Raw genomic sequence first — 24,905 nt, 5'->3', positions numbered from 1 at the left:
GCAAAGCTGCCCACAAGTCTTAGATCTTCAGACCACCTTCACGCGCAGCGTCGGCGACAGCCTTCACTTTGCCGTGAAACAGGAAGCCACCACGATCGAAATAGGCCTCTTCGACGCCTGCCTTCTTGGCACGCTCGGCGATGGCCGCGCCCACTTTGGTGGCCGCTTCGACGTTGTTCTTGCCAACAACACCCAGATCTTTTTCCAGGGTCGAGGCCGAAGCCAGGGTCACGCCACGAACGTCGTCGATCAGCTGAACGCTGATGTTCTTGTTCGAACGGTGAACCGACAAGCGTACACGGCCGGCGTTGACTTTGCGAAGTTTGTTCCGAACGCGCAGGCGGCGCTTCAGAAACAGGGTTCTTTTGCTGTTTGCCATTGTTTGCGTCCTTACTTCTTCTTGCCTTCCTTGCGGAAGATGAACTCGCCCTTATAGCGGATGCCCTTGCCTTTGTACGGCTCGGGACGGCGCCACTCGCGGATTTTGGCCGCGGTTTCGCCCACCAGCTGCTGGTCGATACCTTCCACAACGATTTCGGTCTGCTTCGGTGCGGTGATGGTGACACCTTCCGGAGCAGTGAAATCAACATCGTGGCTGTAGCCCAAGTTCAGCTTCAGGGTGTTGCCCTGCATCTGAGCCCGGTAACCAACACCCTGGATCTCCAGCTCTTTTTTGAAGCCTGTGGTCACACCGGTTACCAGGTTGGCAACCATGGTGCGGCTCATGCCCCACTGCTGGCGGGCACGCTTGGACATGCCACGGGGGTCGATCTTGACCACGTTGTCTTCAACCGACAGCGTTACGTCGTCGGTGGCGGTGAAGCTGCGGGTGCCTTTCGGACCTTTCACTTCGATGGTCTGGCCGGACACAGAGGCGGTAACGCCGCTGGGCAGCTCGACCGGTTTTTTACCAATACGAGACATTGCAGACCTCCTTAGAAGACGGTGCAGAGCACTTCGCCGCCAACATTGTTGGAGCGAGCGTTTGCGTCCGACATCACACCTTTCGGAGTGCTGACAATCGACACGCCCAGACCCTGACGGACCTGCGGGATGTCATTGACGCCCATGTATACGCGACGACCGGGTTTCGAGACCCGCTTCAGTTCGCGAATAACAGGGGTGCCTTCGTAGTATTTCAGGCTGATTTCGATGGCCGGATGACCGTTTGCACCGGTCGTCTTTTCATAGCCACGGATGTAGCCTTCGTCCGCCAGCACGTCCAGAACCCAACCGCGCAGCTTGGAAGCCGGGGTGGAAACGGTGGACTTGCCGCGCATTTGCGCGTTGCGGATACGGGTGAGCATATCGCCGATAGGATCATTCATATCTATGTCTCCCTTACCAGCTCGATTTCACCATGCCGGGGATCTGACCAGCAGAACCCAGCTCGCGCAGCGCGATACGGCTGACCTTCAGCTTACGGTAGTAAGCGTGGGGACGACCGGTCAGCTGACAACGGTTGTGAAGACGTGTAGCCGAGCTGTTGCGCGGCAGTTTCGCCAGTTTCAGACGCGCTTTGAAACGCTCTTCCATCGGGCGGCTCTCGTCATTCGCGATTTCTTTCAGCTCGGCACGCTTTGCGGCATATTTGGCCACCAGGCGTTCGCGCTTTTTCTCGCGTTCGATCATTGCTTTTTTAGCCATGTCTCAATCCTCCCGGCGCTTACGCGTTGAAAGGCATGTTGAATGCTTTCAACAGGCTCTTCGCTTCAGCGTCGGTTTTCGCTGTGGTGGTGATTACGATGTCCAGGCCCCAGACTTCGTCGACTTTGTCGAAGTCGATTTCCGGGAACACGATGTGCTCTTTCATGCCCATGGCAAAGTTGCCACGACCATCGAAAGACGGCTTAACACCGCGGAAGTCACGAACGCGCGGCAGCGCGATGGTGATCAGACGATCCAGGAATTCGTACATCCGGTCACCGCGCAGGGTCACTTTCGCACCCAGCGGCATGTCTTCACGGACGCGGAAACCCGCGATCGACTTCTTCGCCTTGGTTGCAACGGCCTGTTGACCAGCAATCGCCGTCAGATCTTCGACAGCAGCTTTTGCTTTCTTCGAGTCTTTGACCGCCTCAGCACCACAACCGATGTTAAGAACGATTTTTTCCAGCTTGGGCAGCTGCATGTCGTTCTTATAGCCGAACTCTTCTTTCAGAGCGGCACGGATGGTTTCAGCGTACTGTGCTTTCAGACGCGGGGTGTAGGTTGCGTTATCAAGCATCGATCACGTCCCCTGTGGTCTTGGCGAAGCGGACCTTCTTGTCACCTTCCATGCGGAAGCCAACGCGGGTTGCTTTGCCGTTCTTGTCCAGCAGCGCCAGGTTCGACAGCTCGATCGGGTTTGCCTGAGGCAGGCGACCACCTTGTGAGGTTTGCGACTGACGGGTGTGGCGGATGGCGATGTTGATGCCATCGACAACGGCTTTACCGGCTTTCGGGTTAACCGAGGAAATGGTTCCCTCTTTTCCCTTGTCCTTGCCGGCCAGCACGACGACCTTGTCGCCTTTGCGGAGTTTAGCAGCCATGATTACAGCACCTCCGGAGCCAGCGAGATGATTTTCATGAAGTTCTTGCCGCGCAGTTCGCGAACAACGGGGCCAAAGATACGGGTACCGACTGGCTCGTTGTTGTTGTTCAGGATGACGGCGGCGTTGCGATCAAAACGGATCGCGGTGCCGTCTTCGCGACGGACTTCTTTGGCGGTGCGTACGACGACGGCCTTACGGACGTCACCTTTCTTTACGCGGCCGCGCGGGATGGCTTCCTTCACCGAGACGACAATGATGTCGCCAACGGAGGCGTATTTACGCTTGGAACCACCCAGGACCTTGATGCACTGAACTCGGCGTGCGCCGGAGTTGTCAGCAACATCCAGATTGGTCTGCATCTGGATCATGTGGTTTCTCCCGACCTGTGGGGGCTGGTCTGATTAGATCCCCCAGGGTTTCGACAAATGAAAAATCCCGGAAGCTTACGCTTCCAGAACTTCCCAACGTTTCGTCTTCGATTTCGGCGCGCATTCGATGATGCGTACGGTGTCGCCGACCTTGAAGGCGTTCTTTTCGTCGTGAGCCCGGTATTTCTTGGACTTACGAACGGTTTTCTGCAGCAGCGGGTGCTTGAAACGGCGTTCAACCGAAACAGTCACGGTCTGCTCATTGGCGTCGCTGGTTACGATTCCGGACAGGATACGCTTGGGCATAGGATTACTCCTCCGATGCCGCGGCAGCGGCCTTTTCGTTCAGAATGGTTTTGACGCGGGCAGCATTGCGGCGGGCCGCTTTGATACCAGCTGTATTTTCCAGCTGACCGGTTGCCTGTTGAAAGCGCAGGTTAAAGCTTTCTTTCTTCAGGTTGGCCAGTTCCTCGCGGAGCTGGTCCGGGGTCTTGTCACGCAGTTCTTGGGCGTTCATCGCCTTTTTCCTTTGCTCAAAACACCAGAAGGCCCCCTTGCAGGGTCACCTTGGACCTGGTGGATGAATGATAGACATGCGAATCCCCCGACTCGGCCGGGGGACTTGCAGGATGCCGCCGTATAAGGGTTTAGGGGGTGGGTGGCAAGGGAAAGTTTGGAGAGAATCTATCGGGTCAAAAAACTGATTGATCGCTACAAATCTTTACACGCATCCAAAACCTGAAAGAACACGTAAAACGTTCCGCCCATTGTTGCTGCCCAAACAACCAATTCAAGCGTTGTGAGGTCGCCTAACCCCCGCAATCCGACCATCTTTAAGGTGCTCTCTCGAAAATTCCAGCCTGTTCGATAGAGCGTCAATAGGAACAACACCAAAGCGCCACTCCAGAATACCGGAGTCGCAACTTCCATTGCATGCCTGATACAGGGGTCAATCCCACTTGTAGTTGAAGCTGACACTGATCCGCTCGTCCTCGGCCATATTCATCGGCACTTCGTGGCGCAGCCAGCTTTCCCACAGTAGGACGTCGCCTACCTGTGGCTTCATATAGATGAACGGCTGCAAATCCCGCCGTCCGCCTTTTAGACGCGTCGGCGCGGCCATCATGCGGCCCGAGCGCGGATCTTCCAGCTTCAACGCGCTCGCCCCTTCGGGCATCGCCACATAGGTCGTGCCTGAAATGACGCTGTGCGGGTGCAGGTGGCTGGAGTGCATACCACCTTCGGGCAGGATGTTGATCCACAGATCCTCCAGCTTCAGCTCTCCTTCGCCGAGATCAAACTCCAGATCCTTGGCAAAGGCCGCCACGTGTTGATCCAGCACTCTCACCAGATCGGCAAAGATCGGGAACCGCCAGGGCAGGTCCGTCAGCGAGGCATAGCTGGTATAGCCGAAATAGCCGTTTTCTTCGCACCAATCCTGTCCGGCCTCGTCATCTTCGGCGATGACAAGGCAAGAATTTTCAAGCTCCTCCGCGTCGATTTTGGGACCAAACTCGGACAAAGCTGCGCGATAGAGACGGGTAACGAAGAGTGATTCAATCTGTGCCATGCGCCCTCTCTTAGACCAGTGATGCGGGGAAGGCGATGGCGGAATTGCGAGGCTCTGCCTCGCGCTCCGAGATATTTTTGGCCAGATGAAGCAGGGATCCATTTTTCATCTGGCTGAAAATACCTCGGGGGAGGCGCGGCTTGCCGCGGCGGGGGCAGCGCCCCAACATAAAACCCCCGCCGGTGTCCCGACGGGGGGTCAATCTTTTAACGAACAGGGCCTGAGCCCCAATCGCTTACCAGTCTTCGCGAACCACGACGCGGGTCTTGATCGGCAGTTTCATCGCAGCCAGGCGCAGGGCCTCGCGAGCGATGTCGTCATTGACGCCGTCGATCTCGAACATCACGCGACCGGGCTTGACCTTGCAAACCCAGCGGTCCACCGAACCCTTACCTTTACCCATACGAACTTCGATCGGCTTTGCAGTGACCGGAGTGTCGGGGAAGATACGGATCCAGACACGACCCTGACGTTTCATGTGACGGGTCATAGCACGACGTGCAGCTTCGATCTGACGCGCGGTGACGCGTTCAGGCTGCAGAGCTTTCAGACCGTAAGTGCCAAAGTTCAGATCAGAGCCGCCTTTGGCTTCACCCTTGATCCGGCCTTTGTGCATCTTGCGGAATTTTGTACGCTTTGGTTGAAGCATCTCAATTCCCCCTTAGCGACGGCCGCCTGCACCGCGAGGTGCCGGACCATCCTGGAGTTCCTGTGCTTTACGGTCACGTGCCTGCGGATCGTGCTCCATGATCTCACCTTTGAAGATCCAGACCTTGATCCCGATGATCCCGTAGGGGGTCATCGCTTCGGCATGTGCGTAATCGATGTCGGCACGCAGGGTGTGCAGAGGCACGCGGCCTTCGCGGTACCACTCGGTCCGTGCGATTTCGGCACCACCCAGACGACCAGCGACGTTCACCCGGATACCCAGGGCGCCCATGCGCATGGCGTTCTGAACGGCACGCTTCATCGCGCGGCGGAACGAGACACGGCGTTCCAGCTGCTGAGCGATCGACTCGGCAACCAGTTGACCATCGAGTTCCGGCTTGCGCACTTCGACGATGTTCAGGTGCAGTTCGCTGTCGGTCATCTTGGCCAGCTTCTTGCGCAGAACTTCGATGTCTGCACCTTTCTTGCCGATGATGACACCCGGACGTGCGGTGTGGATCGTGACGCGGCACTTCTTGTGCGGACGTTCGATGATCACACGTGCAACACCGGCCTGCTTGCACTCTTTGTTGATGAACTCACGGATCTTGATGTCTTCCAGCAGAAGATCACCGTAGTCCTTGGTATCAGCGTACCAGCGGCTGTCCCAGGTGCGGTTGACCTGAAGGCGCATGCCGATCGGATTGACTTTATGTCCCATTAGGCTTGCTCCTCAACTTGACGCACCTTGATGGTGATCTCCGAGAACGGCTTCATGATCTTGCCGAAACGGCCACGGGCACGCGGGCGACCGCGCTTCATGACCAGGTTCTTGCCAACCCATGCTTCGGCGACGATCAGCTCGTCAACGTCCAGGTTGTGGTTGTTTTCGGCATTCGCGATTGCGGACTGCAGGCACTTCTTGACGTCCTGCGCGACACGCTTGTTCGAGAAAGTCAGGTCGGTCAGAGCCTTCTCAACTTTCTTGCCGCGGATCATTTGCGCAACCAGGTTCAGTTTCTGCGGGCTGGTGCGAAGCATGCGCGTTTTCGCCATTGCTTCGTTTTCAGCCACGCGGCGGGGGTTCTTTTCCTTGCCCATGACTTACTTCCGCTTCGCTTTTTTGTCTGCGGCGTGGCCATAATAGGTACGGGTCGGCGAGTACTCACCGAACTTCTGACCAATCATGTCTTCCGAGACGTTGACGGGAATGTGCTTCTGGCCGTTGTACACACCAAAGGTCAGACCCACGAACTGGGGCAGAATGGTGGAACGACGCGACCAGATTTTGATGACTTCGTTGCGGCCCGACTCGCGCGCTGCTTCGGCTTTTTTCAGCACGTAAGCATCGACGAAAGGACCCTTCCAAACAGAGCGAGACATAGATTAACGTCCCTTCTTCTTGGCGTGCCGCGAGCGGATGATCAGCTTCTGGGACGCTTTGTTCTTGTTGCGGGTACGCTTACCCTTGGTGTCCTTACCCCACGGCGTAACCGGTGTACGGCCACCCGAGGTACGACCTTCACCACCACCGTGCGGGTGATCGATCGGGTTCATTGCAACACCACGAACCGACGGACGAACGCCTTTGTGGCGCATACGACCGGCTTTACCGAGGTTTTGGTTGCTGTTGTCGGGGTTGGACACGGCACCGACGGTGGCCATGCATTCCTGACGGACCATGCGCAGCTCGCCCGAGCTCAGACGGATCTGAGCGTAGCCGCCATCGCGACCAACGAACTGAGCGTAAGTACCGGCCGCACGTGCGATCTGACCGCCTTTGCCAGGCTTCATCTCGATGTTGTGGACGATGGTACCAATGGGCATGCCCGAGAACGGCATTGCGTTGCCCGGCTTGATGTCGGCCTTGGCGGATGCCACGACTTTGTCACCAACAGCCAGACGCTGCGGAGCCAGGATATATGCCTGCTCGCCGTCTTCGTATTTTACCAGTGCGATGAATGCGGTCCGGTTCGGGTCATATTCGATCCGCTCGACGGTTGCCGCGACATTAAATTTGTTCCGTTTGAAGTCAACGATCCGGTAGAGACGCTTTGCGCCACCGCCGCGGCGGCGTGAAGTGATCCGTCCGGTGTTGTTCCGGCCGCCCGATTTGGTCAAACCCTCTGTGAGAGACTTGACCGGACGTCCTTTCCAAAGCTCCGAACGGTCGATCAGCACCAGCCCGCGCTGGCCCGGCGTCGTCGGCTTGTACGACTTGAGTGCCATGCTTTCTGTCTTCCGTTTAGCAAGTGCAGGGAGTTTCCCCGCTATGTGATAGGCCCCCGTAGGTGCCAAGGGTATAGGGCCCCGAAGGTCCCCGGTTACAAATATCAGAGGCCCCGGAACGAATCCGAGGCCGCAAGATTGGGTGCGTTTAGCAGTGTTGGGGATGGGTGTCTATAGGGAACTTAGACTGCGTTTGTCACTAGAAGTCTCTTCTAATTTCACCAGCCCACCCTTAGGTTGAATTCTGCTAAACTACAAACCCTTACATTTGTTTGATTGGGATTTTTATGAGCTACGAGGACTACAAGGCCGTAATAACTGAAGACGTGGCACAGCAGATATCGACATTGCGTTGTCAACCGGTGCTCTTTTTCGGGTCAGGTATGTCACGAAGATATTTGGACGCGCCCACTTGGTCGGGATTGCTTGAGAGAATTGCAGACGATTGTCCCCTGATTGACAGAGCATACGCTTACTACGCTCAGTCTTGTACGGCGGAGCCTCAAATTGGCAGCCTTTTTGCCGAAAAATATCGGGACTGGGCTTGGGACACTGGAAGCAACAAGTTTCCTGACACACTATTTGACGCTACTGTCTCTCCTGATGCTTTCTTGAAATATGCAGTTTCCGAAGTAATTCGCGAATACTCAGATGTTGAGATCGACGGCTTCAATCCTCCAATCGCGGATGAGATTAATGCGCTGAAAGAGATCAAACCGCATGCGATACTAACAACAAATTATGACACCTTTCTCGAAAAAGTCTTCCCCGATTACAAAGTGATTGTTGGTCAAACTGCGCTTAAAGGAATGCCTCTAGCAATCGGTGAAATATTCAAGATACATGGCTGTATAGAAGATATTTCTCAAATCGTAATTACGTCTGAAGACTACGAAACTTTTGGGAGAAAAAAGAAGTTCATAGCAGCCAGACTCCTTTCTCTGTTCAACGAGCACCCACTCCTGATTGCGGGCTATAGTGCAAGTGATCCCAACGTACGCGCATTACTTTCAGACATTGATGAAGCATTGGCTTTGCCTGGCTCACTCATCGAGAATATCTACTTCGTGGAATATGATCCTGACGCCGTGACAAAGTCTTCGCTGCCTACTGAGAAACTTATACAGATTGAGGAAAAAAGAAGCGTACGTGTGAAGCTGATAGTCACTTCAGATTTTCAATGGGTTTTTGAAGCATTTAAGTCTCCTGATACTATAAACGCTGTTCCTGCCTCAATGATGCGCGCGATCCTTGCTCGTTCTTACGAACTCGTCCGGACTGACGCACCTCGCAACACTCTTGAAGTCGATTACGATTTTCTTGAGCGCAAATTGGATAACCCGACGGAGTTTGCGAAACTATTTGGAATAACAACTGTTTCAGACGCCTCGATCCTTAGCGCAAAGTACCGGTTTTCATCCACCGAACTCGGCAAAGCTTTGGGAGGCAAATCTTGGCACATAGCTGTCAAGTTGATCGACCAAGTAAAAGCAGAAACAGGTTTCGATATGAAAGCCGGGGACAACAAGTACCATCGGCAACAAAGAGTGAATACATCGATGTTCCATCAATACAGCGACGAGGCCTATGATTTATTGAAACGAGTTCAAGATAGCGGCTATTGCGACCCGGAGTGGCTCAAATAAAAAACTTGCGCTTTCGCGGGGCCACTATCTCTCTCCAAAGACAGGCACGATCAGAGACCGGTGGACACATCAATGGTGCTCCCCTCATACAAGGTCACATGTACTTATTGGCCTCATTCACTTGCTCAACAAAGCGCGGGACAAGGCCGAAGGCCGCCGCGCCAGCGACTGCCCGTCCCGGCGGGCTGGCGCTTTGGGGACGTTTGCGTCTCGCTAGGAATTCGGATGTATCTGGCACCATAAATCGCACTGATCAGCCGTTGCAATGCCATCCCACGGGCAGTCGCGGGCACGGCTCATCGCACTGTACGGGTGGGCGGGGTCAGGGACGGTTTGTCCTTCACCCATACAGCGCCCGCGCCTCGGCGAAGGACAGCAGGCGACGGCTTTGCTCATCCCACAGATGTAGCCGCGCGTTGGCGAGGCTTTCGCGGATGGTCATCCGGTTGCTGTTGGCCAGTTCATCGTGATCGCGCAGCACTTCGGGCAGGCGATAGAACGGAATGCGGCTGTACAGGTGATGCACGTGGTGGATGCCTATATTGGCCGTGAACCACTGCAACACCGACGGCAATATATAATGAGAGCTTCCGTGCAACGCCGCTTCGTGCAGTTGCCAGTTCTCATCTGACTCCCAATGGGTGTCCTCGAACTGGTGCTGCACGTAGAACAACCATACTCCGGCGGCTGCGGCAATCAGGGTTGAGGGCAGGAAGATCAGCAGCATCGGCATCAGGCCGCCAAAATAATAGACCGTCAGTAATATGGCCAGAATGGCGACATTGGTGGCCATGGCGCTGACCCAGAACCTGACGCTGTCTGTCAGGCCCAGCGGAAGGCGGTTCTGAAACAGAAACAGATAGCCGGGGCCAAACACGAACAGGGTGATCGGATTCCGATAGACGCGATACCAGAACCGGTTCATTGGCGTTTTGGCTTGATACTCCGCCACGGTCAGGGTGTGGATGTCGCCCATCCCGCGCTTGCCCAGATTGCCGGAACTGTTGTGATGCGTAGAATGCGTGCGACGCCAGACATCATAAGGTGTCAGGGTCAGAACGCCGATCCCGCGCCCGACCCAGTCGCTGAGAGCCCGGTTTTTAAAGAACGCGCCGTGCCCACAATCATGCTGGATGGCAAACAAGCGCAGCAGAAAGGCCGCATTGAGCACGGAAATCGCAAAGGCCAGCCAATAGCTGACCGACAGCGACATCCAGGACAAAGCCCAAAGCGCGAAGAAAGGAACAATGCTGACGCCCAACTCGAACGCGCTGCGCAGTTGGTCCGGTTCGCGGTATTTGGCAAGCGTTGTGACCCAGTCACGTGCGGCGGTTGTCTTCGGCTTGTCCCGAAGCGAGTGAGAAGGGTGAGTCATGCGCCTGCCAGTCTGGTGTTTTCAGGCATCCCGATAGACTACCACCCCGGCATGGCAAGTGGTTTCTGTCAAAACCGCTGCAATTCGTAGTCAAATAACGGTCAGAAGGCAGTGAGCTTGTCATTTAGGTATCATCTGGAAACCTCGTACAGGGGCTTGTGACCGTACCGCAGGCCAGACGGCAATCTGCAGGCTTGCCAAGCCCCGCCATCGGGCCTATACGCCTGCGGTGGCTTTCCGCCATGAGAATCAAAACCAAGAAATGCCGTGTTTGGCCCATCACGCTTCGGGGGTCATATCCGGCTTAGGAGAAGCGAAATGAAACTGAACGAATTGCGCGACAATCCTGGCGCCGCACCGAAACGCACGCGCGTTGGCCGTGGTCCGGGTTCTGGCAAAGGTAAAATGGGTGGCCGTGGTATCAAAGGCCAGAAATCCCGCTCGGGTGTGGCCATCAACGGCTACGAAGGCGGTCAGATGCCATTGTACCAGCGTCTGCCAAAACGTGGCTTCAGCAAGCCGAACCGCAAAGCATTCGCCGTTGTTAACCTGGGCCTGATCCAGAAGTTTGTCGAAGCCGGCAAGCTGGATGCTTCGGCTGCGATCACCGAAGACGCTCTGGTTGCGTCCGGTCTGGTCCGCCGCAAGCTGGACGGTATCCGCGTTCTGGCCAAAGGCGAAATCAGCGCCAAAGTGAACCTGGAAGTAACCGGTGCTTCGAGGTCTGCCGTTGAGGCAGTCGAAAAAGCGGGCGGTTCACTGAAGGTCACAAAAGCTGCTGCGGCAGAGTAATCGCTTGTGAGCGGGCCAAGACCCGCTTACATAGACCTCAGAGTTTTCCAAGACGCCGTCCGAGCCGGAAAACGGTTCCGGGCGGCGTTTGCATAAGAGAGACCGATTTATGGTATCAGCAGCAGAACAAATGGCAGCCAATACAAGCTGGGCTGCTTTGGGCAAAGCCACCGATCTGCGCAACCGCATCCTGTTCACGCTGGGTTTGTTGATCGTCTATCGTCTGGGCACCTTTATTCCGGTGCCGGGGATCGACGGGCAAGCGCTGCGCGAGTTCATGGAGCAGGCGGGGCAGGGCATCGGCGGCATGGTTTCGATGTTCACCGGCGGGGCGTTGGGGCGGATGGGTATCTTTGCCCTCGGCATCATGCCCTACATCTCGGCCTCGATCATCGTGCAGCTGCTGACATCGATGGTTCCCGCGCTTGAGCAACTCAAGAAAGAGGGCGAGCAGGGCCGCAAGAAGATCAATCAATATACCCGTTTCGGCACCGTGGCGCTGGCCACTGTGCAGGCCTATGGTCTAGCGGTCTCGCTGGAAGCAGGGGATCTGGCGACCGATCCGGGCATGTTCTTCCGTATGTCGACCATGATTACCCTGGTCGGCGGCACCATGTTCCTGATGTGGTTGGGTGAACAGATCACCGCGCGCGGTATCGGCAATGGTATCTCTCTGATCATCTTCGTCGGCATCATCGCCGAGGTTCCGGCCGCGCTGGCGCAGTTCTTTGCCTCGGGACGTTCGGGTGCCATCAGCCCCGCAGTGATCGTTGGCGTGATCGTGATGGTCATCGCTGTGATCACCTTTGTGGTCTTTATGGAGCGCGCGCTGCGCAAGGTTCACATTCAGTATCCGCGTCGTCAGGCCGGTATGAAAGTCTACGAAGGCGGCTCCAGCCACCTGCCGGTCAAAGTGAACCCGGCGGGCGTGATCCCTGCGATCTTTGCCAGCTCACTGCTGCTGCTGCCGGTAACGATCTCAACCTTCTCGGCGGGTGCTGCGAACGGACCGATCATGTCGTGGATGCTGGCCAATTTCGGCCCCGGACAGCCACTGTATCTGTTGTTCTTCGCTTCGATGATCGTGTTCTTTGCGTATTTCTATACGTTCAACGTGTCGTTCAAGCCCGATGACGTGGCGGACAACCTGAAAAAGCAAAACGGTTTTGTGCCGGGTATCCGTCCGGGCAAAAAGACCGCCGAGTATCTGGAATACGTGGTCAACCGCGTTCTGGTTCTGGGCTCGGCCTATCTGGCGGCGGTCTGCCTGTTGCCCGAGATTCTGCGAAACCAGTTCGCTATCCCGTTCTATTTCGGCGGCACCTCGGTTCTGATTATTGTCTCTGTAACCATGGATACAATCCAACAGGTTCAGAGCCATCTGCTGGCGCATCAATACGAAGGGCTGATTGAAAAGTCCCAACTGCGCGGTAAGAGCAAGAAACGCGGCAGGAAGGGACCCGCTCGTCGATGAACATCATTCTTTTGGGCCCCCCGGGGGCAGGCAAGGGCACGCAAGCGCAGCATCTGGTTGAAACCCGCGGCATGGTGCAACTGAGCACCGGCGACATGTTGCGCGAAGCCAAGACCAGCGGAACGGAGATGGGCCAGAAAGTTGCCGAGATCATGGACTCGGGCCAACTGGTCACCGACGAGATCGTGATCGGCCTGATCGAAGAAAAGCTGACGACCGAAAAGGGTGCAGGCTTTATCTTTGATGGCTTCCCGCGCACACTGGCGCAGGCTGACGCTTTGGCGGCTTTGCTGACCAAGATGGGCCAGTCGCTGCACACGGTGATCGAAATGCGCGTCGACGACGAGGTTCTGGTGCAGCGCATCGTGGGCCGCGCTGAAGAGGCGCGCGCGGCGGGCAAGCCGGTGCGGGCGGACGACAACGAAGACAGCGTTCGTATTCGCCTGATGGAGTACTACAAAAAGACCTCTCCACTGATCGGGTACTATCATGCCAAGGGCGACCTGCGCCCGGTCAATGGTCTGGCCAGCATCGAAGAAGTCACCGCCTCGATCGAGGCGATTCTCGGCTGACTTCAGGTTGGGGCTTGACGCCCCTTCCAAAAGCCCATATCGACCCCCATCCCTTAAGGGAATCAAGACCGCATGCGGGATTCGTCCCAAATGCCCCGACCACCTCGAATAATGCTGAACCCTCTGGCCACACTGCCACGGTAAAGCGTTGTGAAAAAAGGTTCTGGAGTTACGGAACCGCAACGAAAAGGAAAGTGACACGTGGCACGTATTGCCGGCGTAAACATCCCGACTGCCAAGCGGGTACCTATCGCCCTCACATATATCACCGGAATCGGCAACACCTCGGCCAAAGCGATCTGCGAAGCCGTGGGCATTGAAGCGACCCGTCGCGTCAACGAACTGTCCGACGCCGAAGTTCTGAAAATCCGCGAATACATCGACGAAAACTTCACCGTCGAAGGTGACCTGCGTCGTGAAGTTCAGATGAACGTCAAGCGCCTGATGGACCTGGGCTGCTACCGCGGTCTGCGTCACCGCCGCAACCTGCCGGTTCGCGGTCAGCGCACCCACACCAACGCTCGTACCCGCAAAGGCCCCGCAAAGGCCATCGCTGGTAAGAAGAAATAAGGGAGGGTCTGACTGATGGCACGTGACAAGACTCGCGTTAAGCGCAAAGAGCGTAAGAACATCGCATCGGGCGTTGCCCATGTGAACTCGACCTTCAACAACACCAAGATCCTGATCTCGGACGTACAGGGCAACGCCATTTCGTGGTCGTCTGCAGGTACCATGGGCTTCAAGGGATCGCGGAAATCGACCCCCTACGCCGCTCAGATGGCTGCAGAAGATGCAGGCAAAAAGGCGCAGGAACATGGCGTCAAGACGCTGGAAGTCGAAGTTCAGGGCCCCGGTTCGGGTCGTGAATCGGCTCTGCGCGCGCTGGCTGCAGTGGGCTTCAACATCACGTCGATCCGCGACGTGACCCCGATTGCTCACAACGGCTGCCGCCCGCCGAAGCGTCGCCGCGTCTAAGCGATTTTGAATTGAGCTGGGGCTGTGTATTTGCACGGCCCCAGCACGTCATTTTGAACCTCGGGCGTCTGCACCTTGTTGGTCATGGGGCGCGGACAGGAATGGAGGGATTACATGATCCACAAGAATTGGGCAGAATTGATCAAGCCGACCCAGCTGGAAGCCAAGCCGGGCAATGATCCCGCACGTCAGGCGACCCTGGTTGCCGAACCGCTGGAGCGTGGCTTTGGTCTGACCCTGGGCAACGCCCTGCGCCGCGTTCTGATGAGCTCGCTGCAAGGTGCTGCCATCACCAGCGTTCAGATCGACAACGTCCTGCACGAGTTTTCCTCGGTCGCGGGCGTTCGTGAAGACGTCACCGATATCATTCTGAACCTCAAGCAGGTTGCCCTGCGCATGGAAGTCGAAGGCCCCAAGCGCCTGTCGATCAATGCCAAAGGCCCGGCAATTGTCACTGCGGGTGACATCAGCGAAAGCGCTGGCATCGAGGTTCTGAACCGCGATCACGTTATCTGTCACCTGGACGATGGCGCCGATCTGTTCATGGAACTGACCGTCAACACCGGCAAAGGCTATGTTTCGGCTGAGAAGAACAAGCCCGAAGACGCACCTATCGGCCTGATCCCGATCGACGCTATCTATTCGCCGGTCAAAAAGGTTGCCTACGACGTTCAGCCGACCCGTGAAGGTCAGGTTCTGGACTATGACAAGCTGACCCTGAAGATCGAAACCGATGGTTCGCTCACACCGGAAGACGCGTTGGCCTTTGCTGCTCGCATCCTGCAGGATCAGCTGTCGATCTTCGTCAACTTCGACGAGCCGGAATCGGCAAGCCGTCAGGACGAGGACGATGGTCTGGAGTTCAACCCGCTGCTGCTGAAGAAAGTGGACGAGCTGGAACTGTCGGTCCGTTCGGCAAACTGCCTGAAGAACGACAACATCGTTTACATCGGCGATCTGATCCAGAAAACCGAAGCCGAGATGCTGCGCACCCCGAACTTCGGCCGCAAATCGCTGAACGAGATCAAAGAAGTGCTGTCCGGCATGGGTCTGCACCTCGGCATGGATGTCGAGGATTGGCCGCCCGACAACATCGAAGATCTGGCCAAGAAATTCGAAGACGCGTTCTAAACGCGTCTTCCCCAATGCCCGGGGTTTCCGGGGACGACATGGGCACTTCCGCCCCAAGGAGAGCCGGTGACACGCATCGCCGACCAGACAAAGCAAAACGCAAGATAGGAATTGAAAAATGCGTCACGCACGTGGTTACCGCCGCCTGAACCGTACTCATGAGCACCGTAAAGCTCTGTTTGCGAACATGGCTGGCTCGCTCATCGAGCATGAGCAAATCAAGACAACTCTGCCCAAGGCAAAAGAACTGCGCCCGATCATCGAAAAGCTGGTCACTCTGGGCAAGCGCGGCGACCTGCACGCCCGCCGTCAGGCCGCAGCACAGCTGAAAGAAGACAAAGACGTCGCGAAGCTGTTCGAAGTTCTGGGCCCCCGCTACGCCGAGCGTCAGGGCGGTTATGTCCGCATCCTGAAAGCTGGCTTCCGCTATGGCGACATGGCCCCGATGGCGATCATCGAATTCGTTGATCGTGACATCGACGCCAAAGGCGCGGCTGACAAAGCCCGCGTTGCCGCCGAAGAGGCCGCAGACGAAGAATAAGAAAGCCCGGCTTTCTGATTTTTTAGCCCCCGCGTCCCTGACGCGGGGGTTTTGTTGTTTTTAGAATCGTGGCGCATGTTCCGAGATTTGTTGCCAGAATCATGAACTTGGGCGATCCTCAAAGAAATTGAAGGATCGCAATATGTTTAGATATCTGATTTTTGCGCCCCTGTTTTGCGCAAGCACTGCGCTTTTCGCGCAGGAAACAACGGATGAAACGACCGAGGCGGCGTCGCAAGAAACAACTGACCTTTTGACCGACGCAGAACTGCAAACTCTGGTCGCGCCGGTTGCCTTGTATCCGGACACTCTGCTCATCCAGATACTTGTCGCCTCGACCCAGCCGCTGGAGATTGTAAAGGCCGAGCGTTTTTTAATCGACAACGCGGACCGAGATCCGGCGGAGCTTGAACCTGAAATCGAGGCCATGGGTTGGGACCCGTCCGTCAGCGTGCTTGCAACAGCGTTCCCTGAAGTCGTTGGGCAAATGGCGACGCATGTCGACTGGACCGAAACGATGGGAACAGCAATGCTGGCCCAGTCTGACGATGTGATGGATGCCGTCCAGGTGATGCGGGATCAGGCAATCGACAGCGGTGCACTGGTGTCCGGCCCGGAACAAACGGTTGAGGTCGAAGAGGATGAGACCGTCGTCATCACACCGACCAACACGGAAACCGTTTATGTTCCCCAATACGACCCCGCGACGGTGTATACCGGGCCATCAACCGGCGACGTGGTGGGGGCCGCTCTGTTGACCTTTGGCACGGTGGCGTTGATTGACGAGATTTTCGACGATGACGATGATTGGTATGGTTATTGGGGGTGCCGAAACTGCGGTGGATGGGGCGGTGGCCCGATCTACAGAAACCCGAATATCGACATAGACGTCGATGGTAACGTCAATATCGGCAACAACATTAATCGCAAAGATGTTGAATGGAAGCCTGATACGAACCGTCAGCAACAAGCGCGGAACAAAATTACCGATCACAAACGCACTGGCGGGGGTGCCGGAACATTGCCAGTTGACCGGCCAAATGGCCGCACAGATGAGTTGCGCGCAAAGCTCAGCCGAGAATCCGGGGCTGCCGACATAAGTCGGGACGGCTCGGGCGCTGCGGCGTTGGCGGCCGGGGCGGGCGCCGGGGCGATTGCAGGTGGTGCACTGGCCAACCGCGGCAATGACAAGCAACTGCCCAAGGTCAATCGGGGGAATGTCGACACTGACAGAGCCGCCGCGAAACAGAAGGCTGTGGACAGAACCAAGCAATCCTCTGGTGCCGCCAAGAAACCGGTTAAAAGCAATGCGAAGACCGCGAAGAAACCTCAGGCCCAAAGGGCTGCAGTTCAGCAGAAAAAACCTGCGGCCAAAGGCAAAGCCATGCAAAAGAAAGCGTCCGGCAAGAGAACCCACAGCGCGTCAAAACGCGGGCACGCGGCCAAGGGAAAGCGGAGGAGATAAGATGCGGAATTTCATAGTTTCTTCTGCCATTCTTTTGGCCACGGCCAGCACAGCGACATCTGAGGGCGCCCGATTCAACAGCCCGCAGGCGGCGTTGGATGCGTTTGTCGGTGCTCTGAAGTCGGATGATCGGGACCAGTTGCTGGACGTGTTTGGGGCTGAAGCCGAAGACTTGCTTGCAACCGGCGACCCCGAAGAAGACCGCGCCAGACGAGAGGAAGTGCTTGGCATGTATGCTGAGGGCTATCGTTTCCAGCCGGACGAGGACGGTGTTGTCGTCTTGCTGGGGGAAGACAGCTGGCCCTTCCCGATTCCGATTTCTCGGGCCGGTGAGGATTGGCACTTTGACCTCGAAGCGGGCATCGAAGAAGTTTCGGCCCGCGAGATCGGGTTGAATGAGCTGGAAGTGCTGGAATTGCTTGATGCTTATGTCGATCTACAGGCGGCATTTCGTTTGGCGGACCATAATGGCGACGGCGTGATGGAATTCGCGCGCAACATCATTTCCGACCCGGGTGTGAAAGATGGTCTGTTCTGGCCCGAGGAAGACAGCTTTGTCGGCGCAGCACTTGCGCGGGCGGTGGCCTCTGGGTGGAGCGACGGCGAAGAGGATTACGAACCTGAACCCTTCCTGGGTTATTACTATACCATCCTTCAGGGGCAGGGGCCCAATGCTCCGGGTGGTGCGTATTCGTACTTTGTCGGCGATCATTTTGTAGCAGGTCATGCGTTGTTGGCCGTTCCTTCCGAGTATGGCGAGACCGGAATTCACTCGTTTCTTGTTGGGGAGAACGGGATTATTTTCGAGGCGGACTTGGGTCCCGACACGCTGGAACGCGCGGAGGGTATCCTAGAATATGACCCAGGCCCTGACTGGGCCCCTGCCGAGTAGAACCCGAACCGTTCGAGCAAGCACACCGAATCGGTGTCGTGTTTTTACAAGTTTCGGTGACTTCAGGTGATGACCTGTGCTTTCTCACAAGCGAACATGCGGAAAGCGTGAGGGGAGGAAGCGATGACCGTGTTTTCTGATTTACCGGCGCAAATCTCCGGTCCATCTGTTTGGACCGGACGGGAAATGGTAGCGCGGCAGAATGAATGGCTGTTGCATCTGAGCCCTGAAGATGTCGCAGACCTTGAGCAAGCCGCGCGCCACTATCTAAGCTTGGGGCAGGATATCGGCGAAATCACCAAAACAGATTTTCCGCTGCGCCGGTTCGACGGCCATCTTGAAACTCTAAAAGACACGCTGATCAACGGTATTGGGTTCGAAGTGATACGGGGCCTGCCGGTCGAGACCTATTCTCAGGAGATGGCCGCCGCGATCTTCTGCGGGGTGGGTGCCCATTTGGGATCGGCGCGATCCCAAAATGCGCAGGGGCATATTCTGGGTCATGTCCGGGACATCGGTGCGGACGCAAGTGACCCGAACACGCGGATCTATCAGACCCACGAGCGGCAGACCTTTCACACAGACAGTGCCGATATCGTGGGGCTTTTGTGTCTTCGGGACGCCAAAGAGGGCGGGGATTCACTGCTGGTCAGTGCCGAAGCCATCTACAACCAGATGCGCGCCGAATGCCCGGACCTGCTGGAGCGATTGTTCGACCCGATAGCAACCGACCGGCGCGGTGAAGTGCCGGAAGGCATGCAGCCCTATATGACTATTCCGCCCTTCAACTGGCATGATGGCAAGCTGACCGTATTCTATCAGCGACAGTACATCGACAGCGCGCAGCGGTTTCCCGAAGCCATGCGCCTGACCCCAGAGCATGTCGCTGCTTTGGACAAGTTCGACTCCTTGTCGAACGACCCAGATCTGTATCTGACCATGCGGTTGCAACCCGGCGATATGCAATTTGTCTACAACCATTCTCAGTTGCATGACAGGACGGGTTTCGTGGACTGGCCTGATCCGGCCGACCGTCGGCATCTTTTTCGCCTATGGCTCTCACCCGACGGAGACCGGGAGTTACCTGACGTGTTCAAGCAGCGTTACGGATCGATCGAAGTGGGCAATCGGGGTGGGATCATTACAAAAGGGACCCGCCTGCACGCGCCGCTGGATTGAGCGCGCCGGACAGGTGCTTGCATTAGCGCGCCCGTAGTCGCATATCCTACGCAGCTTTTGAGGTAGAGGTATCCATGCTTCGCGCGACACTAATCGCTTTGACCTGTGCAGTTTCCACATTTGCGACGGCTGAAACACGCGTGCCGCAATCGCAGGCCGAGATTTCGCTGGGCTTTGCTCCTGTGGTGAAAAAAGCCTCTCCTGCGGTCGTGAATATCTATGCCAAGATCGTGCGGCAGGGGCGCGCCAGCCCGTTCTTTTCGGACCCGTTTTTCAAAGACTTCTTTGGCCGCGGCTTTGGCACGCCACAGCCGCGCGTGCAAAACTCGTTGGGCTCTGGGGTGATCCTGTCCGATGACGGCTATGTCGTGTCTAACTATCACGTGGTTGGATCCGCGACAGAAATCCGGGTTGTTACCACGGACCGACGCGAGTTTTCGGCCACAGTTGTACTGGGTCATGAACAAAGCGACATTGCGATCCTGCGTCTGGAAGAGGCCGAAAACCTGCCGTTCCTAAGCCTGCGGGATTCCGATCAGGTTGAAGTGGGCGAACTGGCTTTGGCCATCGGAAACCCCTTTGGTGTGGGGCAAACCGTGTCCTCGGGTATCATCTCGGGTCTGGCGCGCACGGGAACGGCAACGGGCAACGGTCGCGGGTATTTCATTCAGACGGATGCGGCGATCAACCCGGGTAATTCCGGCGGCGCATTGATCGACGTGAATGGTGATCTGATCGGGATCAACACGTCGATCCTGACGCGGTCCGGTGGTTCCAACGGTATCGGCTTTGCCATCCCGGCAAATTTGGTGGCCGAGTTCCTGAAACAGGCGCAGCAAGGCAATGACAGCTTTGTTAGCCCTTGGGCGGGAATGTCGGGTCAGCACATGAGCGCGGATATCGCGGAATCTTTGGGGCTGGTTATCCCGCTGGGCGTTGTGATCTCGGACCTGCATGACCTCAGCCCGCTGCGCGAGGCGGGGCTGAAGGTGGGCGATGTTGTCACCCATGTAGACGGGGACGAGGTGAACTCCCCCGCTGAAATGAAGTTCCGCATGTCTATTTCGGGTGTGGGGGGAAGCTCGGTTCTGACGCGGCTGCGCGGCGACCAAAGCGATGAGGTCGAGGTGGCCTTGATCAAGGCGCCGGAAACACCCGCTGCCGAAGAAACCGTGCTGGACGATACGACAGTTCTGCCGGGCTTGATCGTGTCCCGGATCAATCCGGCAGTGATCACTAAGCTGGGCCTGCCCCTGTCTCTGACCGGCGTTGTTGTGGTTGATCCGGGCCCTTATGGCGCGCGGGCCGGGTTGCGACCCGGCGATGTGATCGAGACAATCAACGCGGTTGATATTCAGCGCCCTGGTGACGTTGAACGCGCAATGACGAACCCGGGACGCCGCGTGCAGATGGGTCTTCAACGCGAGGGCCGGTCCGTGTCCTTGCGATTCCGGCTGTAACGTATGAGCGATCTGTTCGACACCGGGCCAACCGAACCCGTCGATGCCCCGCACCGCCCTTTGGCAGATCGATTGCGGCCCCAATCACTGGGCGACGTCATCGGTCAGGAGCAGGTGCTGGGGCCGGAAGCTCCGCTGGGTGTGATGCTGGCGGCGGGCAGTCTGTCCAGCCTGATCTTCTGGGGTCCGCCCGGGGTGGGAAAGACGACGATAGCGCGGCTTTTGGCGCAGGAAACCGATCTGCATTTTGTCCAGATCAGTGCGATCTTCACGGGTGTACCTGACCTGAAGAAGGTCTTCGAGGCCGCCAAGATTCGCCGACAGAACGGGCAGGGGACGCTGTTGTTCGTGGACGAGATCCACCGTTTCAACAAGGCGCAGCAAGACGGGTTTCTACCCCATATGGAAGACGGCACCATCTTGTTGGTGGGCGCAACAACCGAGAACCCGTCATTTGAACTGAATGCCGCTGTGCTGAGCCGGTCGCAGGTTCTGGTACTGGAACGCCTCAGCCTTGCCGACCTTGAACGCCTGACGCAGCGTGCCGAGAAAGAGCTGGGCCGCGCATTGCCTTTGACCCCGGCTGCGCGCGATGCGTTGCAGGAAATGGCCGATGGTGATGGGCGGGCGTTGCTGAACCTGATCGAACAAGTCTCGGCCTGGAAAGTGGACGCGCCGCTGGATCCCGATGCATTGTCGACGCGGCTGATGCGGCGGGCTGTGAAATATGACAAGTCGGGTGATGAGCATTACAACCTGATCTCGGCCCTTCATAAATCGGTACGTGGGTCTGACCCGGATGCTGCGCTGTACTGGTTCGCACGAATGCTAACCGGCGGCGAAGACCCGCGCTATCTGGCGCGCCGGATCACGCGGATGGCGGTTGAGGATATCGGTCTGGCGGACCCTCAGGCGCAGGCCATTTGCCTGCAATCGTGGGAAACGTATGAACGGCTGGGGTCTCCCGAAGGAGAATTGGCGCTGGCGCAAGCCTTGGTTTATTTGGCGCTGGCCCCAAAATCCAATGGGGCATATGTGGGCTACAAAGCGGCCATGCGGCTGGCCAAGCAGTCCGGCAGCGAGCCACCGCCCAAACATATCCTGAACGCGCCTACTTCGCTGATGAAGGATCAGGGATATGGTGCGGGTTATTCTTATGACCACGACGCCGAGGATGGGTTTTCCGGTCAGAACTACTTCCCGGAAACCATGAAACGCCCGGTCCTCTATCAGCCGGTCGAACGCGGGTTCGAACGAGAGCTGAAAAAGCGCCTCGATTACTTTGCCAAGCTTCGGACACAGCGCAACAGTTAGTTACGCAGGGTCAGTATTGAACATGCCGCCGCGTCACAGGCGACAGGTTCGCAATTGAACGCTTCCCTTAGGTCAAAACCAGCAAGGGAGGACGGGAAATGCCGGTTTCAATTGAAAAGACCCAAGACGTCTGGACCATTATCCACGACAGGCCGGATGCGCGGAATGCCGTTGACACTGAACACGCTGTGGCTCTGGTTGACGCGTTCCTGAGTTTTGAAGCCAGTTCTGCCAAAGCTGCTGTGTTCTGGGGCAAAGGCGGTAATTTCTGCGCGGGCTGGGATCTGAAACTCGCCGCCACGCTGGCCGATCCTGAACTGCGTGAGGCTTATTTCGACAAGCATACCTTTCCAATAGGTTCAGCCGCTTCGACACTTGGGCCGATGGGACCGTCCCGGCTGGAGCTTTCGAAACCGGTCATCGGCGCGATTGAGGGTGCCGCCGTGGCCGGTGGAATGGAGCTTGCCCTTTGGTGCGACATCCGTGTGATGGCGGAAACGGCATATCTGGGTGTTTATTGTCGCCGCTGGGGGATTACCCTGATGGATGGCGGCTCGGTCCGGTTGCCGCGTTTGGTGGGGCAAGGCAAAGCGCTGGAGATCGCGTTGACGGGCCGGAAAGTCGAGGCTGAGGAGTGTTATCGGATCGGGCTGGCGGAAAAAATTGTCCCGCAGGGTGAAGCGCGTTCTGTAGCTGAAGAAATGGCCCATGAAATCGCACGTTTTCCGCAAGAGGCTGTGCGGGCTGACCGCCGTTCGATCATCGAAACGCGGGGTATGCCGGTGCGCGAGGCGCTCAAGGTGGAGTGGGCCAACGGATTGGAGGCGATCCGTCGTGAAGGAACCTCGGGCGCGGGGCGTTTCCGGGACGGGGCGGGGCGGCACGGGGATTTCTCGAACATCTGATCGCAACGACCAGATACCTTGACTCTTGGTGCATTGCGCGCGACAGACGCCCATGATTTCTGGGACACGGACAAAGGTGCAATCCGGGCGGCTCACCCGCGCGGTGCAAGGGATAATGGCATGAGTGGCGTACAGATGATTACAGTCGCTGAAGGGGATGGCGATCAGCGCGTTGACCGCTGGCTGCGCCGTCTGTTTCCGCATGTCAGTCAGGGCCGCATTGAAAAGATGTGCCGCAAGGGTGAACTGCGTGTCGATGGCAGCCGCGCCAAAGCCTCGACCCGGCTGGAGGTTGGGCAAGTGGTGCGTGTGCCGCCTTTGCCTGACGCGGATCATAAACCGGCTGAGGTCAAACATCGTATCTCGGATGCCGATGCCATGATGATTCAGTCCTGTGTGATCTACCGCGATGATCACATTCTGGCGCTCAACAAGCCGCAGGGCCTGCCGGTTCAGGGCGGCAGCGGGCAGACCCGCCATGTCGACAGCCTGTCCGAAGCTCTGCGGTTCGGCTATGACGAGAACCCGCGCCTGGTCCATCGCCTGGACAAAGATACGACAGGGGTTCTGCTGCTGGCCCGCACGCGTGAGGCCGCCAAGGGTCTGACGGCCGCTTTCCGCCACCGCGACACACGCAAGATTTATTGGGCACTGGTTGCCGGTGTTCCGACTCCCTACCTGGGTGAGATCAAGACGGGTCTTGTCAAAGCACCGGGTCATGGCAAGCACGGCGAAGGCGAAAAGATGATCCCCGTGCATATGAACGAGATCGACAGCACGCCGGGCGCCAAACGCGCGCATACGCATTACGCGACTCTCTACCGTGTCGCCGGCCGTGCTGCATGGGTTGCAATGGAGCCGATCACCGGACGTACGCATCAGCTGCGGGCCCACATGGCTGCGATAGGGCATCCGATTATCGGGGATGGTAAATACGGCGGCTCGGGTCAGGAAAACCTTGGCGACGGCTGGGGCGCTCAACTGGGCGGGATCATTAGTAAAAAGCTTCACCTACACGCCCGGCGACTGTCGTTTCAACACCCGATGACCCGCAAGCCTGTGACAGTCACGGCACCTTTGCCGAATCATATGAAGCACAGCTGGGATACGTTCGGGTGGACCGAAGATCTGGCTGCTGACGATCCGTTTGAGGATCTGCAATGAGCGCACCTTTGCGGCTGGTTCTGTTTGATGTCGACGGCACATTGGTCGACAGTCAGGGCAGTATCGTTCACTCCATGACAACCAGCTTTCAGGCGGCTTCGGTGCCTGTCCCGTCGCGCGACGCGATCCTTTCGATTGTTGGTCTGTCCTTGCCACACGCCATTGCGCGACTGGCACCGGATCAACCATCCTTGGTCCAGAGTGATCTGGTCGAAGGGTACAAAGAGGCTTACCACGCACATCGGCTGGATCTGGGGGCGGCCAGTTCACCGCTTTATCCCGGCGCACGTGAGGCGATTGAAGCGTTACACGCAGTGCCCGAAGTGCTTTTGGGAGTAGCCACCGGAAAATCGCAGCGCGGTCTTGATGCGTTGATCGAGGCGCACGGGTTGGAGGCTTACTTCGTCACACGCCAGGTTGCAGATCATCACCCCTCCAAGCCGCACCCTTCGATGGTGCAAACCGCTTTGTTGGAAACCGGTGTTGATCCGGATTGTGCTGTGATGGTCGGCGACACGAGCTTTGACATGGATATGGCTGCCGCAGCGGGTGTGCGAGGAATTGGGGTGACCTGGGGATACCATGATCGCCCGGCTTTGGCTTCGGCCACATGTTTAATCGAGACGTTTGACCAGTTGCCCACGGCGCTGGCTGGAATATGGAACTAGGAA

At 57.2% G+C, this 24,905-nt stretch carries 32 protein-coding genes; 16 read left to right on the top strand and 16 right to left on the bottom strand.

The genetic code is table 11. From position 1 onward, the window contains the following. Window positions 1-19: 19 nt before the first annotated feature. The 15 genes from rplR to rplB all read right to left on the bottom strand — a co-directional run bounded on the left by rplR (window position 20) and on the right by rplB (window position 7,349). The gene (rplR, locus tag GS636_RS22145; RefSeq protein ID WP_039523386.1) at window positions 20-379 is read right to left on the bottom strand and encodes a 50S ribosomal protein L18; all 360 of its coding nucleotides are present in this window, start codon (window positions 377-379) and stop codon (window positions 20-22) included. A gap of 11 nt (window positions 380-390) precedes the next feature. Beyond that, window positions 391-924, bottom strand: coding sequence for a 50S ribosomal protein L6 (gene rplF / locus GS636_RS22140; protein WP_170467582.1), 534 nt, complete (start codon window positions 922-924; stop codon window positions 391-393). Between the two features lie 11 nt (window positions 925-935). Next, window positions 936-1,328, bottom strand: coding sequence for a 30S ribosomal protein S8 (rpsH, locus tag GS636_RS22135; RefSeq protein WP_170373360.1), 393 nt, complete (start codon window positions 1,326-1,328; stop codon window positions 936-938). A gap of 13 nt (window positions 1,329-1,341) precedes the next feature. Next, window positions 1,342-1,647, bottom strand: a complete 306-nt coding sequence (rpsN, locus tag GS636_RS22130; RefSeq protein ID WP_068340744.1) for a 30S ribosomal protein S14 — start codon at window positions 1,645-1,647, stop codon at window positions 1,342-1,344. A 19-nt stretch (window positions 1,648-1,666) separates the two neighbouring features. Then, the gene (gene rplE / locus GS636_RS22125; RefSeq protein ID WP_171092004.1) at window positions 1,667-2,227 is read right to left on the bottom strand and encodes a 50S ribosomal protein L5; all 561 of its coding nucleotides are present in this window, start codon (window positions 2,225-2,227) and stop codon (window positions 1,667-1,669) included. Then, entirely contained in the window at window positions 2,220-2,531 is a 312-nt protein-coding gene (gene rplX, locus GS636_RS22120) for a 50S ribosomal protein L24 (protein ID WP_171672821.1), read from the bottom strand. The genes rplE and rplX overlap by 8 nt, the downstream gene beginning before the upstream one ends. A gap of 2 nt (window positions 2,532-2,533) precedes the next feature. Next, window positions 2,534-2,902, bottom strand: coding sequence for a 50S ribosomal protein L14 (gene rplN / locus GS636_RS22115; RefSeq protein ID WP_008757934.1), 369 nt, complete (start codon window positions 2,900-2,902; stop codon window positions 2,534-2,536). 75 nt (window positions 2,903-2,977) lie between these two features. Next, the gene (gene rpsQ / locus GS636_RS22110) at window positions 2,978-3,208 is read right to left on the bottom strand and encodes a 30S ribosomal protein S17 (RefSeq protein ID WP_171092001.1); all 231 of its coding nucleotides are present in this window, start codon (window positions 3,206-3,208) and stop codon (window positions 2,978-2,980) included. A gap of 4 nt (window positions 3,209-3,212) precedes the next feature. Next, window positions 3,213-3,419, bottom strand: coding sequence for a 50S ribosomal protein L29 (gene rpmC, locus GS636_RS22105; RefSeq protein WP_010437082.1), 207 nt, complete (start codon window positions 3,417-3,419; stop codon window positions 3,213-3,215). Window positions 3,420-3,851: 432 nt separating this feature from the next. Beyond that, entirely contained in the window at window positions 3,852-4,472 is a 621-nt protein-coding gene (locus GS636_RS22100) for a 2OG-Fe(II) oxygenase family protein (RefSeq protein WP_171672818.1), read from the bottom strand. Window positions 4,473-4,707: 235 nt separating this feature from the next. Beyond that, window positions 4,708-5,121, bottom strand: coding sequence for a 50S ribosomal protein L16 (gene rplP, locus GS636_RS22095; RefSeq protein WP_117872242.1), 414 nt, complete (start codon window positions 5,119-5,121; stop codon window positions 4,708-4,710). Window positions 5,122-5,133: 12 nt separating this feature from the next. Then, window positions 5,134-5,841 (bottom strand): 30S ribosomal protein S3, encoded by a 708-nt coding sequence (gene rpsC, locus GS636_RS22090; RefSeq protein ID WP_171091997.1) that lies wholly within the window; start codon window positions 5,839-5,841, stop codon window positions 5,134-5,136. Next, a complete protein-coding gene (gene rplV / locus GS636_RS22085) occupies window positions 5,841-6,221 on the bottom strand; it encodes a 50S ribosomal protein L22 (RefSeq protein ID WP_039538267.1) in 381 nt (126 codons plus the stop codon). The genes rpsC and rplV overlap by 1 nt, the downstream gene beginning before the upstream one ends. 3 nt (window positions 6,222-6,224) lie before the next feature. Then, window positions 6,225-6,503: a 30S ribosomal protein S19 gene (rpsS, locus tag GS636_RS22080; protein ID WP_005980699.1), complete on the bottom strand. Its 279-nt coding sequence runs from the start codon at window positions 6,501-6,503 to the stop codon at window positions 6,225-6,227. Window positions 6,504-6,506: 3 nt separating this feature from the next. Further along, the gene (gene rplB, locus GS636_RS22075) at window positions 6,507-7,349 is read right to left on the bottom strand and encodes a 50S ribosomal protein L2 (RefSeq protein ID WP_171672816.1); all 843 of its coding nucleotides are present in this window, start codon (window positions 7,347-7,349) and stop codon (window positions 6,507-6,509) included. Window positions 7,350-7,636: 287 nt separating this feature from the next. On the opposite strand from rplB, the gene GS636_RS22070 reads away from it, so the two are divergent. Continuing rightward, window positions 7,637-8,995, top strand: coding sequence for an SIR2 family protein (locus GS636_RS22070; RefSeq protein ID WP_171672813.1), 1,359 nt, complete (start codon window positions 7,637-7,639; stop codon window positions 8,993-8,995). 340 nt (window positions 8,996-9,335) lie between these two features. On the opposite strand, the gene GS636_RS22065 is transcribed toward GS636_RS22070, so the two are convergent. Beyond that, window positions 9,336-10,370: a fatty acid desaturase gene (locus GS636_RS22065; protein ID WP_171672811.1), complete on the bottom strand. Its 1,035-nt coding sequence runs from the start codon at window positions 10,368-10,370 to the stop codon at window positions 9,336-9,338. A gap of 318 nt (window positions 10,371-10,688) precedes the next feature. Here GS636_RS22065 and rplO point away from each other — a divergent pair, with 318 nt between their 5' ends. The 15 genes from rplO (at window position 10,689) to GS636_RS21990 (ending at window position 24,902) form a co-directional block, all read left to right on the top strand. Beyond that, window positions 10,689-11,162 carry a 50S ribosomal protein L15 gene (gene rplO, locus GS636_RS22060; protein WP_171672808.1) on the top strand — a complete coding sequence of 158 codons (474 nt, stop codon included), beginning with the start codon at window positions 10,689-10,691 and terminating at the stop codon, window positions 11,160-11,162. Window positions 11,163-11,271: 109 nt separating this feature from the next. Beyond that, window positions 11,272-12,636 (top strand): preprotein translocase subunit SecY, encoded by a 1,365-nt coding sequence (secY, locus tag GS636_RS22055; protein WP_171091989.1) that lies wholly within the window; start codon window positions 11,272-11,274, stop codon window positions 12,634-12,636. Next, window positions 12,633-13,208, top strand: a complete 576-nt coding sequence (locus GS636_RS22050; protein WP_171091987.1) for an adenylate kinase — start codon at window positions 12,633-12,635, stop codon at window positions 13,206-13,208. The genes secY and GS636_RS22050 overlap by 4 nt, the downstream gene beginning before the upstream one ends. 201 nt (window positions 13,209-13,409) lie before the next feature. Beyond that, the gene (gene rpsM / locus GS636_RS22045) at window positions 13,410-13,778 is read left to right on the top strand and encodes a 30S ribosomal protein S13 (RefSeq protein ID WP_170332212.1); all 369 of its coding nucleotides are present in this window, start codon (window positions 13,410-13,412) and stop codon (window positions 13,776-13,778) included. 15 nt (window positions 13,779-13,793) lie between these two features. Then, complete coding sequence (gene rpsK / locus GS636_RS22040; RefSeq protein ID WP_008757289.1) at window positions 13,794-14,183, top strand: 30S ribosomal protein S11; 390 nt, start codon at window positions 13,794-13,796, stop codon at window positions 14,181-14,183. Between the two features lie 114 nt (window positions 14,184-14,297). Further along, a complete protein-coding gene (locus tag GS636_RS22035) occupies window positions 14,298-15,314 on the top strand; it encodes a DNA-directed RNA polymerase subunit alpha (protein WP_171672806.1) in 1,017 nt (338 codons plus the stop codon). A 118-nt stretch (window positions 15,315-15,432) separates the two neighbouring features. Continuing rightward, a complete protein-coding gene (rplQ, locus tag GS636_RS22030) occupies window positions 15,433-15,855 on the top strand; it encodes a 50S ribosomal protein L17 (protein ID WP_170387757.1) in 423 nt (140 codons plus the stop codon). 142 nt (window positions 15,856-15,997) lie between these two features. Beyond that, window positions 15,998-17,320: a DUF3300 domain-containing protein gene (locus tag GS636_RS22025; protein WP_171672804.1), complete on the top strand. Its 1,323-nt coding sequence runs from the start codon at window positions 15,998-16,000 to the stop codon at window positions 17,318-17,320. 1 nt (window position 17,321) lies between these two features. After that, window positions 17,322-18,212, top strand: coding sequence for a DUF2950 family protein (locus GS636_RS22020; protein ID WP_171672801.1), 891 nt, complete (start codon window positions 17,322-17,324; stop codon window positions 18,210-18,212). 123 nt (window positions 18,213-18,335) lie between these two features. After that, complete coding sequence (locus GS636_RS22015) at window positions 18,336-19,391, top strand: TauD/TfdA family dioxygenase (protein ID WP_171672799.1); 1,056 nt, start codon at window positions 18,336-18,338, stop codon at window positions 19,389-19,391. A gap of 74 nt (window positions 19,392-19,465) precedes the next feature. Beyond that, a complete protein-coding gene (locus GS636_RS22010) occupies window positions 19,466-20,851 on the top strand; it encodes a trypsin-like peptidase domain-containing protein (RefSeq protein WP_171672796.1) in 1,386 nt (461 codons plus the stop codon). A 3-nt stretch (window positions 20,852-20,854) separates the two neighbouring features. Continuing rightward, the gene (locus GS636_RS22005) at window positions 20,855-22,165 is read left to right on the top strand and encodes a replication-associated recombination protein A (protein ID WP_171672794.1); all 1,311 of its coding nucleotides are present in this window, start codon (window positions 20,855-20,857) and stop codon (window positions 22,163-22,165) included. A gap of 98 nt (window positions 22,166-22,263) precedes the next feature. Further along, window positions 22,264-23,070: a crotonase/enoyl-CoA hydratase family protein gene (locus tag GS636_RS22000; protein ID WP_171672792.1), complete on the top strand. Its 807-nt coding sequence runs from the start codon at window positions 22,264-22,266 to the stop codon at window positions 23,068-23,070. A gap of 120 nt (window positions 23,071-23,190) precedes the next feature. Then, a complete protein-coding gene (locus GS636_RS21995; protein WP_171672789.1) occupies window positions 23,191-24,234 on the top strand; it encodes an RluA family pseudouridine synthase in 1,044 nt (347 codons plus the stop codon). Beyond that, window positions 24,231-24,902: an HAD-IA family hydrolase gene (locus GS636_RS21990; RefSeq protein ID WP_171672787.1), complete on the top strand. Its 672-nt coding sequence runs from the start codon at window positions 24,231-24,233 to the stop codon at window positions 24,900-24,902. The genes GS636_RS21995 and GS636_RS21990 overlap by 4 nt, the downstream gene beginning before the upstream one ends. The last annotated feature ends 3 nt before the right edge of the window (window positions 24,903-24,905 follow it).

The organism is Ruegeria sp. HKCCD4884 (assembly GCF_013110855.1).
GTDB lineage: Bacteria > Pseudomonadota > Alphaproteobacteria > Rhodobacterales > Rhodobacteraceae > Ruegeria.
The sequence above is the reverse complement of the archived record's forward strand: the minus strand, read 5'-3'. Positions and strand labels throughout refer to the sequence as shown.

Coding starts and splice junctions, on each gene's coding strand:
- rplR (WP_039523386.1), bottom strand. CDS start 379: ATGGCAAACAGCAAAAGAACCCTGTTTCTGAAGCGCCGCCTGCGCGTT.
- rplF (WP_170467582.1), bottom strand. CDS start 924: ATGTCTCGTATTGGTAAAAAACCGGTCGAGCTGCCCAGCGGCGTTACC.
- rpsH (WP_170373360.1), bottom strand. CDS start 1,328: ATGAATGATCCTATCGGCGATATGCTCACCCGTATCCGCAACGCGCAA.
- rpsN (WP_068340744.1), bottom strand. CDS start 1,647: ATGGCTAAAAAAGCAATGATCGAACGCGAGAAAAAGCGCGAACGCCTG.
- rplE (WP_171092004.1), bottom strand. CDS start 2,227: ATGCTTGATAACGCAACCTACACCCCGCGTCTGAAAGCACAGTACGCT.
- rplX (WP_171672821.1), bottom strand. CDS start 2,531: ATGGCTGCTAAACTCCGCAAAGGCGACAAGGTCGTCGTGCTGGCCGGC.
- rplN (WP_008757934.1), bottom strand. CDS start 2,902: ATGATCCAGATGCAGACCAATCTGGATGTTGCTGACAACTCCGGCGCA.
- rpsQ (WP_171092001.1), bottom strand. CDS start 3,208: ATGCCCAAGCGTATCCTGTCCGGAATCGTAACCAGCGACGCCAATGAG.
- rpmC (WP_010437082.1), bottom strand. CDS start 3,419: ATGAACGCCCAAGAACTGCGTGACAAGACCCCGGACCAGCTCCGCGAG.
- GS636_RS22100 (WP_171672818.1), bottom strand. CDS start 4,472: ATGGCACAGATTGAATCACTCTTCGTTACCCGTCTCTATCGCGCAGCT.
- rplP (WP_117872242.1), bottom strand. CDS start 5,121: ATGCTTCAACCAAAGCGTACAAAATTCCGCAAGATGCACAAAGGCCGG.
- rpsC (WP_171091997.1), bottom strand. CDS start 5,841: ATGGGACATAAAGTCAATCCGATCGGCATGCGCCTTCAGGTCAACCGC.
- rplV (WP_039538267.1), bottom strand. CDS start 6,221: ATGGGCAAGGAAAAGAACCCCCGCCGCGTGGCTGAAAACGAAGCAATG.
- rpsS (WP_005980699.1), bottom strand. CDS start 6,503: ATGTCTCGCTCTGTTTGGAAGGGTCCTTTCGTCGATGCTTACGTGCTG.
- rplB (WP_171672816.1), bottom strand. CDS start 7,349: ATGGCACTCAAGTCGTACAAGCCGACGACGCCGGGCCAGCGCGGGCTG.
- GS636_RS22070 (WP_171672813.1), top strand. CDS start 7,637: ATGAGCTACGAGGACTACAAGGCCGTAATAACTGAAGACGTGGCACAG.
- GS636_RS22065 (WP_171672811.1), bottom strand. CDS start 10,370: ATGACTCACCCTTCTCACTCGCTTCGGGACAAGCCGAAGACAACCGCC.
- rplO (WP_171672808.1), top strand. CDS start 10,689: ATGAAACTGAACGAATTGCGCGACAATCCTGGCGCCGCACCGAAACGC.
- secY (WP_171091989.1), top strand. CDS start 11,272: ATGGTATCAGCAGCAGAACAAATGGCAGCCAATACAAGCTGGGCTGCT.
- GS636_RS22050 (WP_171091987.1), top strand. CDS start 12,633: ATGAACATCATTCTTTTGGGCCCCCCGGGGGCAGGCAAGGGCACGCAA.
- rpsK (WP_008757289.1), top strand. CDS start 13,794: ATGGCACGTGACAAGACTCGCGTTAAGCGCAAAGAGCGTAAGAACATC.
- GS636_RS22035 (WP_171672806.1), top strand. CDS start 14,298: ATGATCCACAAGAATTGGGCAGAATTGATCAAGCCGACCCAGCTGGAA.
- rplQ (WP_170387757.1), top strand. CDS start 15,433: ATGCGTCACGCACGTGGTTACCGCCGCCTGAACCGTACTCATGAGCAC.
- GS636_RS22025 (WP_171672804.1), top strand. CDS start 15,998: ATGTTTAGATATCTGATTTTTGCGCCCCTGTTTTGCGCAAGCACTGCG.
- GS636_RS22020 (WP_171672801.1), top strand. CDS start 17,322: ATGCGGAATTTCATAGTTTCTTCTGCCATTCTTTTGGCCACGGCCAGC.
- GS636_RS22015 (WP_171672799.1), top strand. CDS start 18,336: ATGACCGTGTTTTCTGATTTACCGGCGCAAATCTCCGGTCCATCTGTT.
- GS636_RS22010 (WP_171672796.1), top strand. CDS start 19,466: ATGCTTCGCGCGACACTAATCGCTTTGACCTGTGCAGTTTCCACATTT.
- GS636_RS22005 (WP_171672794.1), top strand. CDS start 20,855: ATGAGCGATCTGTTCGACACCGGGCCAACCGAACCCGTCGATGCCCCG.
- GS636_RS22000 (WP_171672792.1), top strand. CDS start 22,264: ATGCCGGTTTCAATTGAAAAGACCCAAGACGTCTGGACCATTATCCAC.
- GS636_RS21995 (WP_171672789.1), top strand. CDS start 23,191: ATGAGTGGCGTACAGATGATTACAGTCGCTGAAGGGGATGGCGATCAG.
- GS636_RS21990 (WP_171672787.1), top strand. CDS start 24,231: ATGAGCGCACCTTTGCGGCTGGTTCTGTTTGATGTCGACGGCACATTG.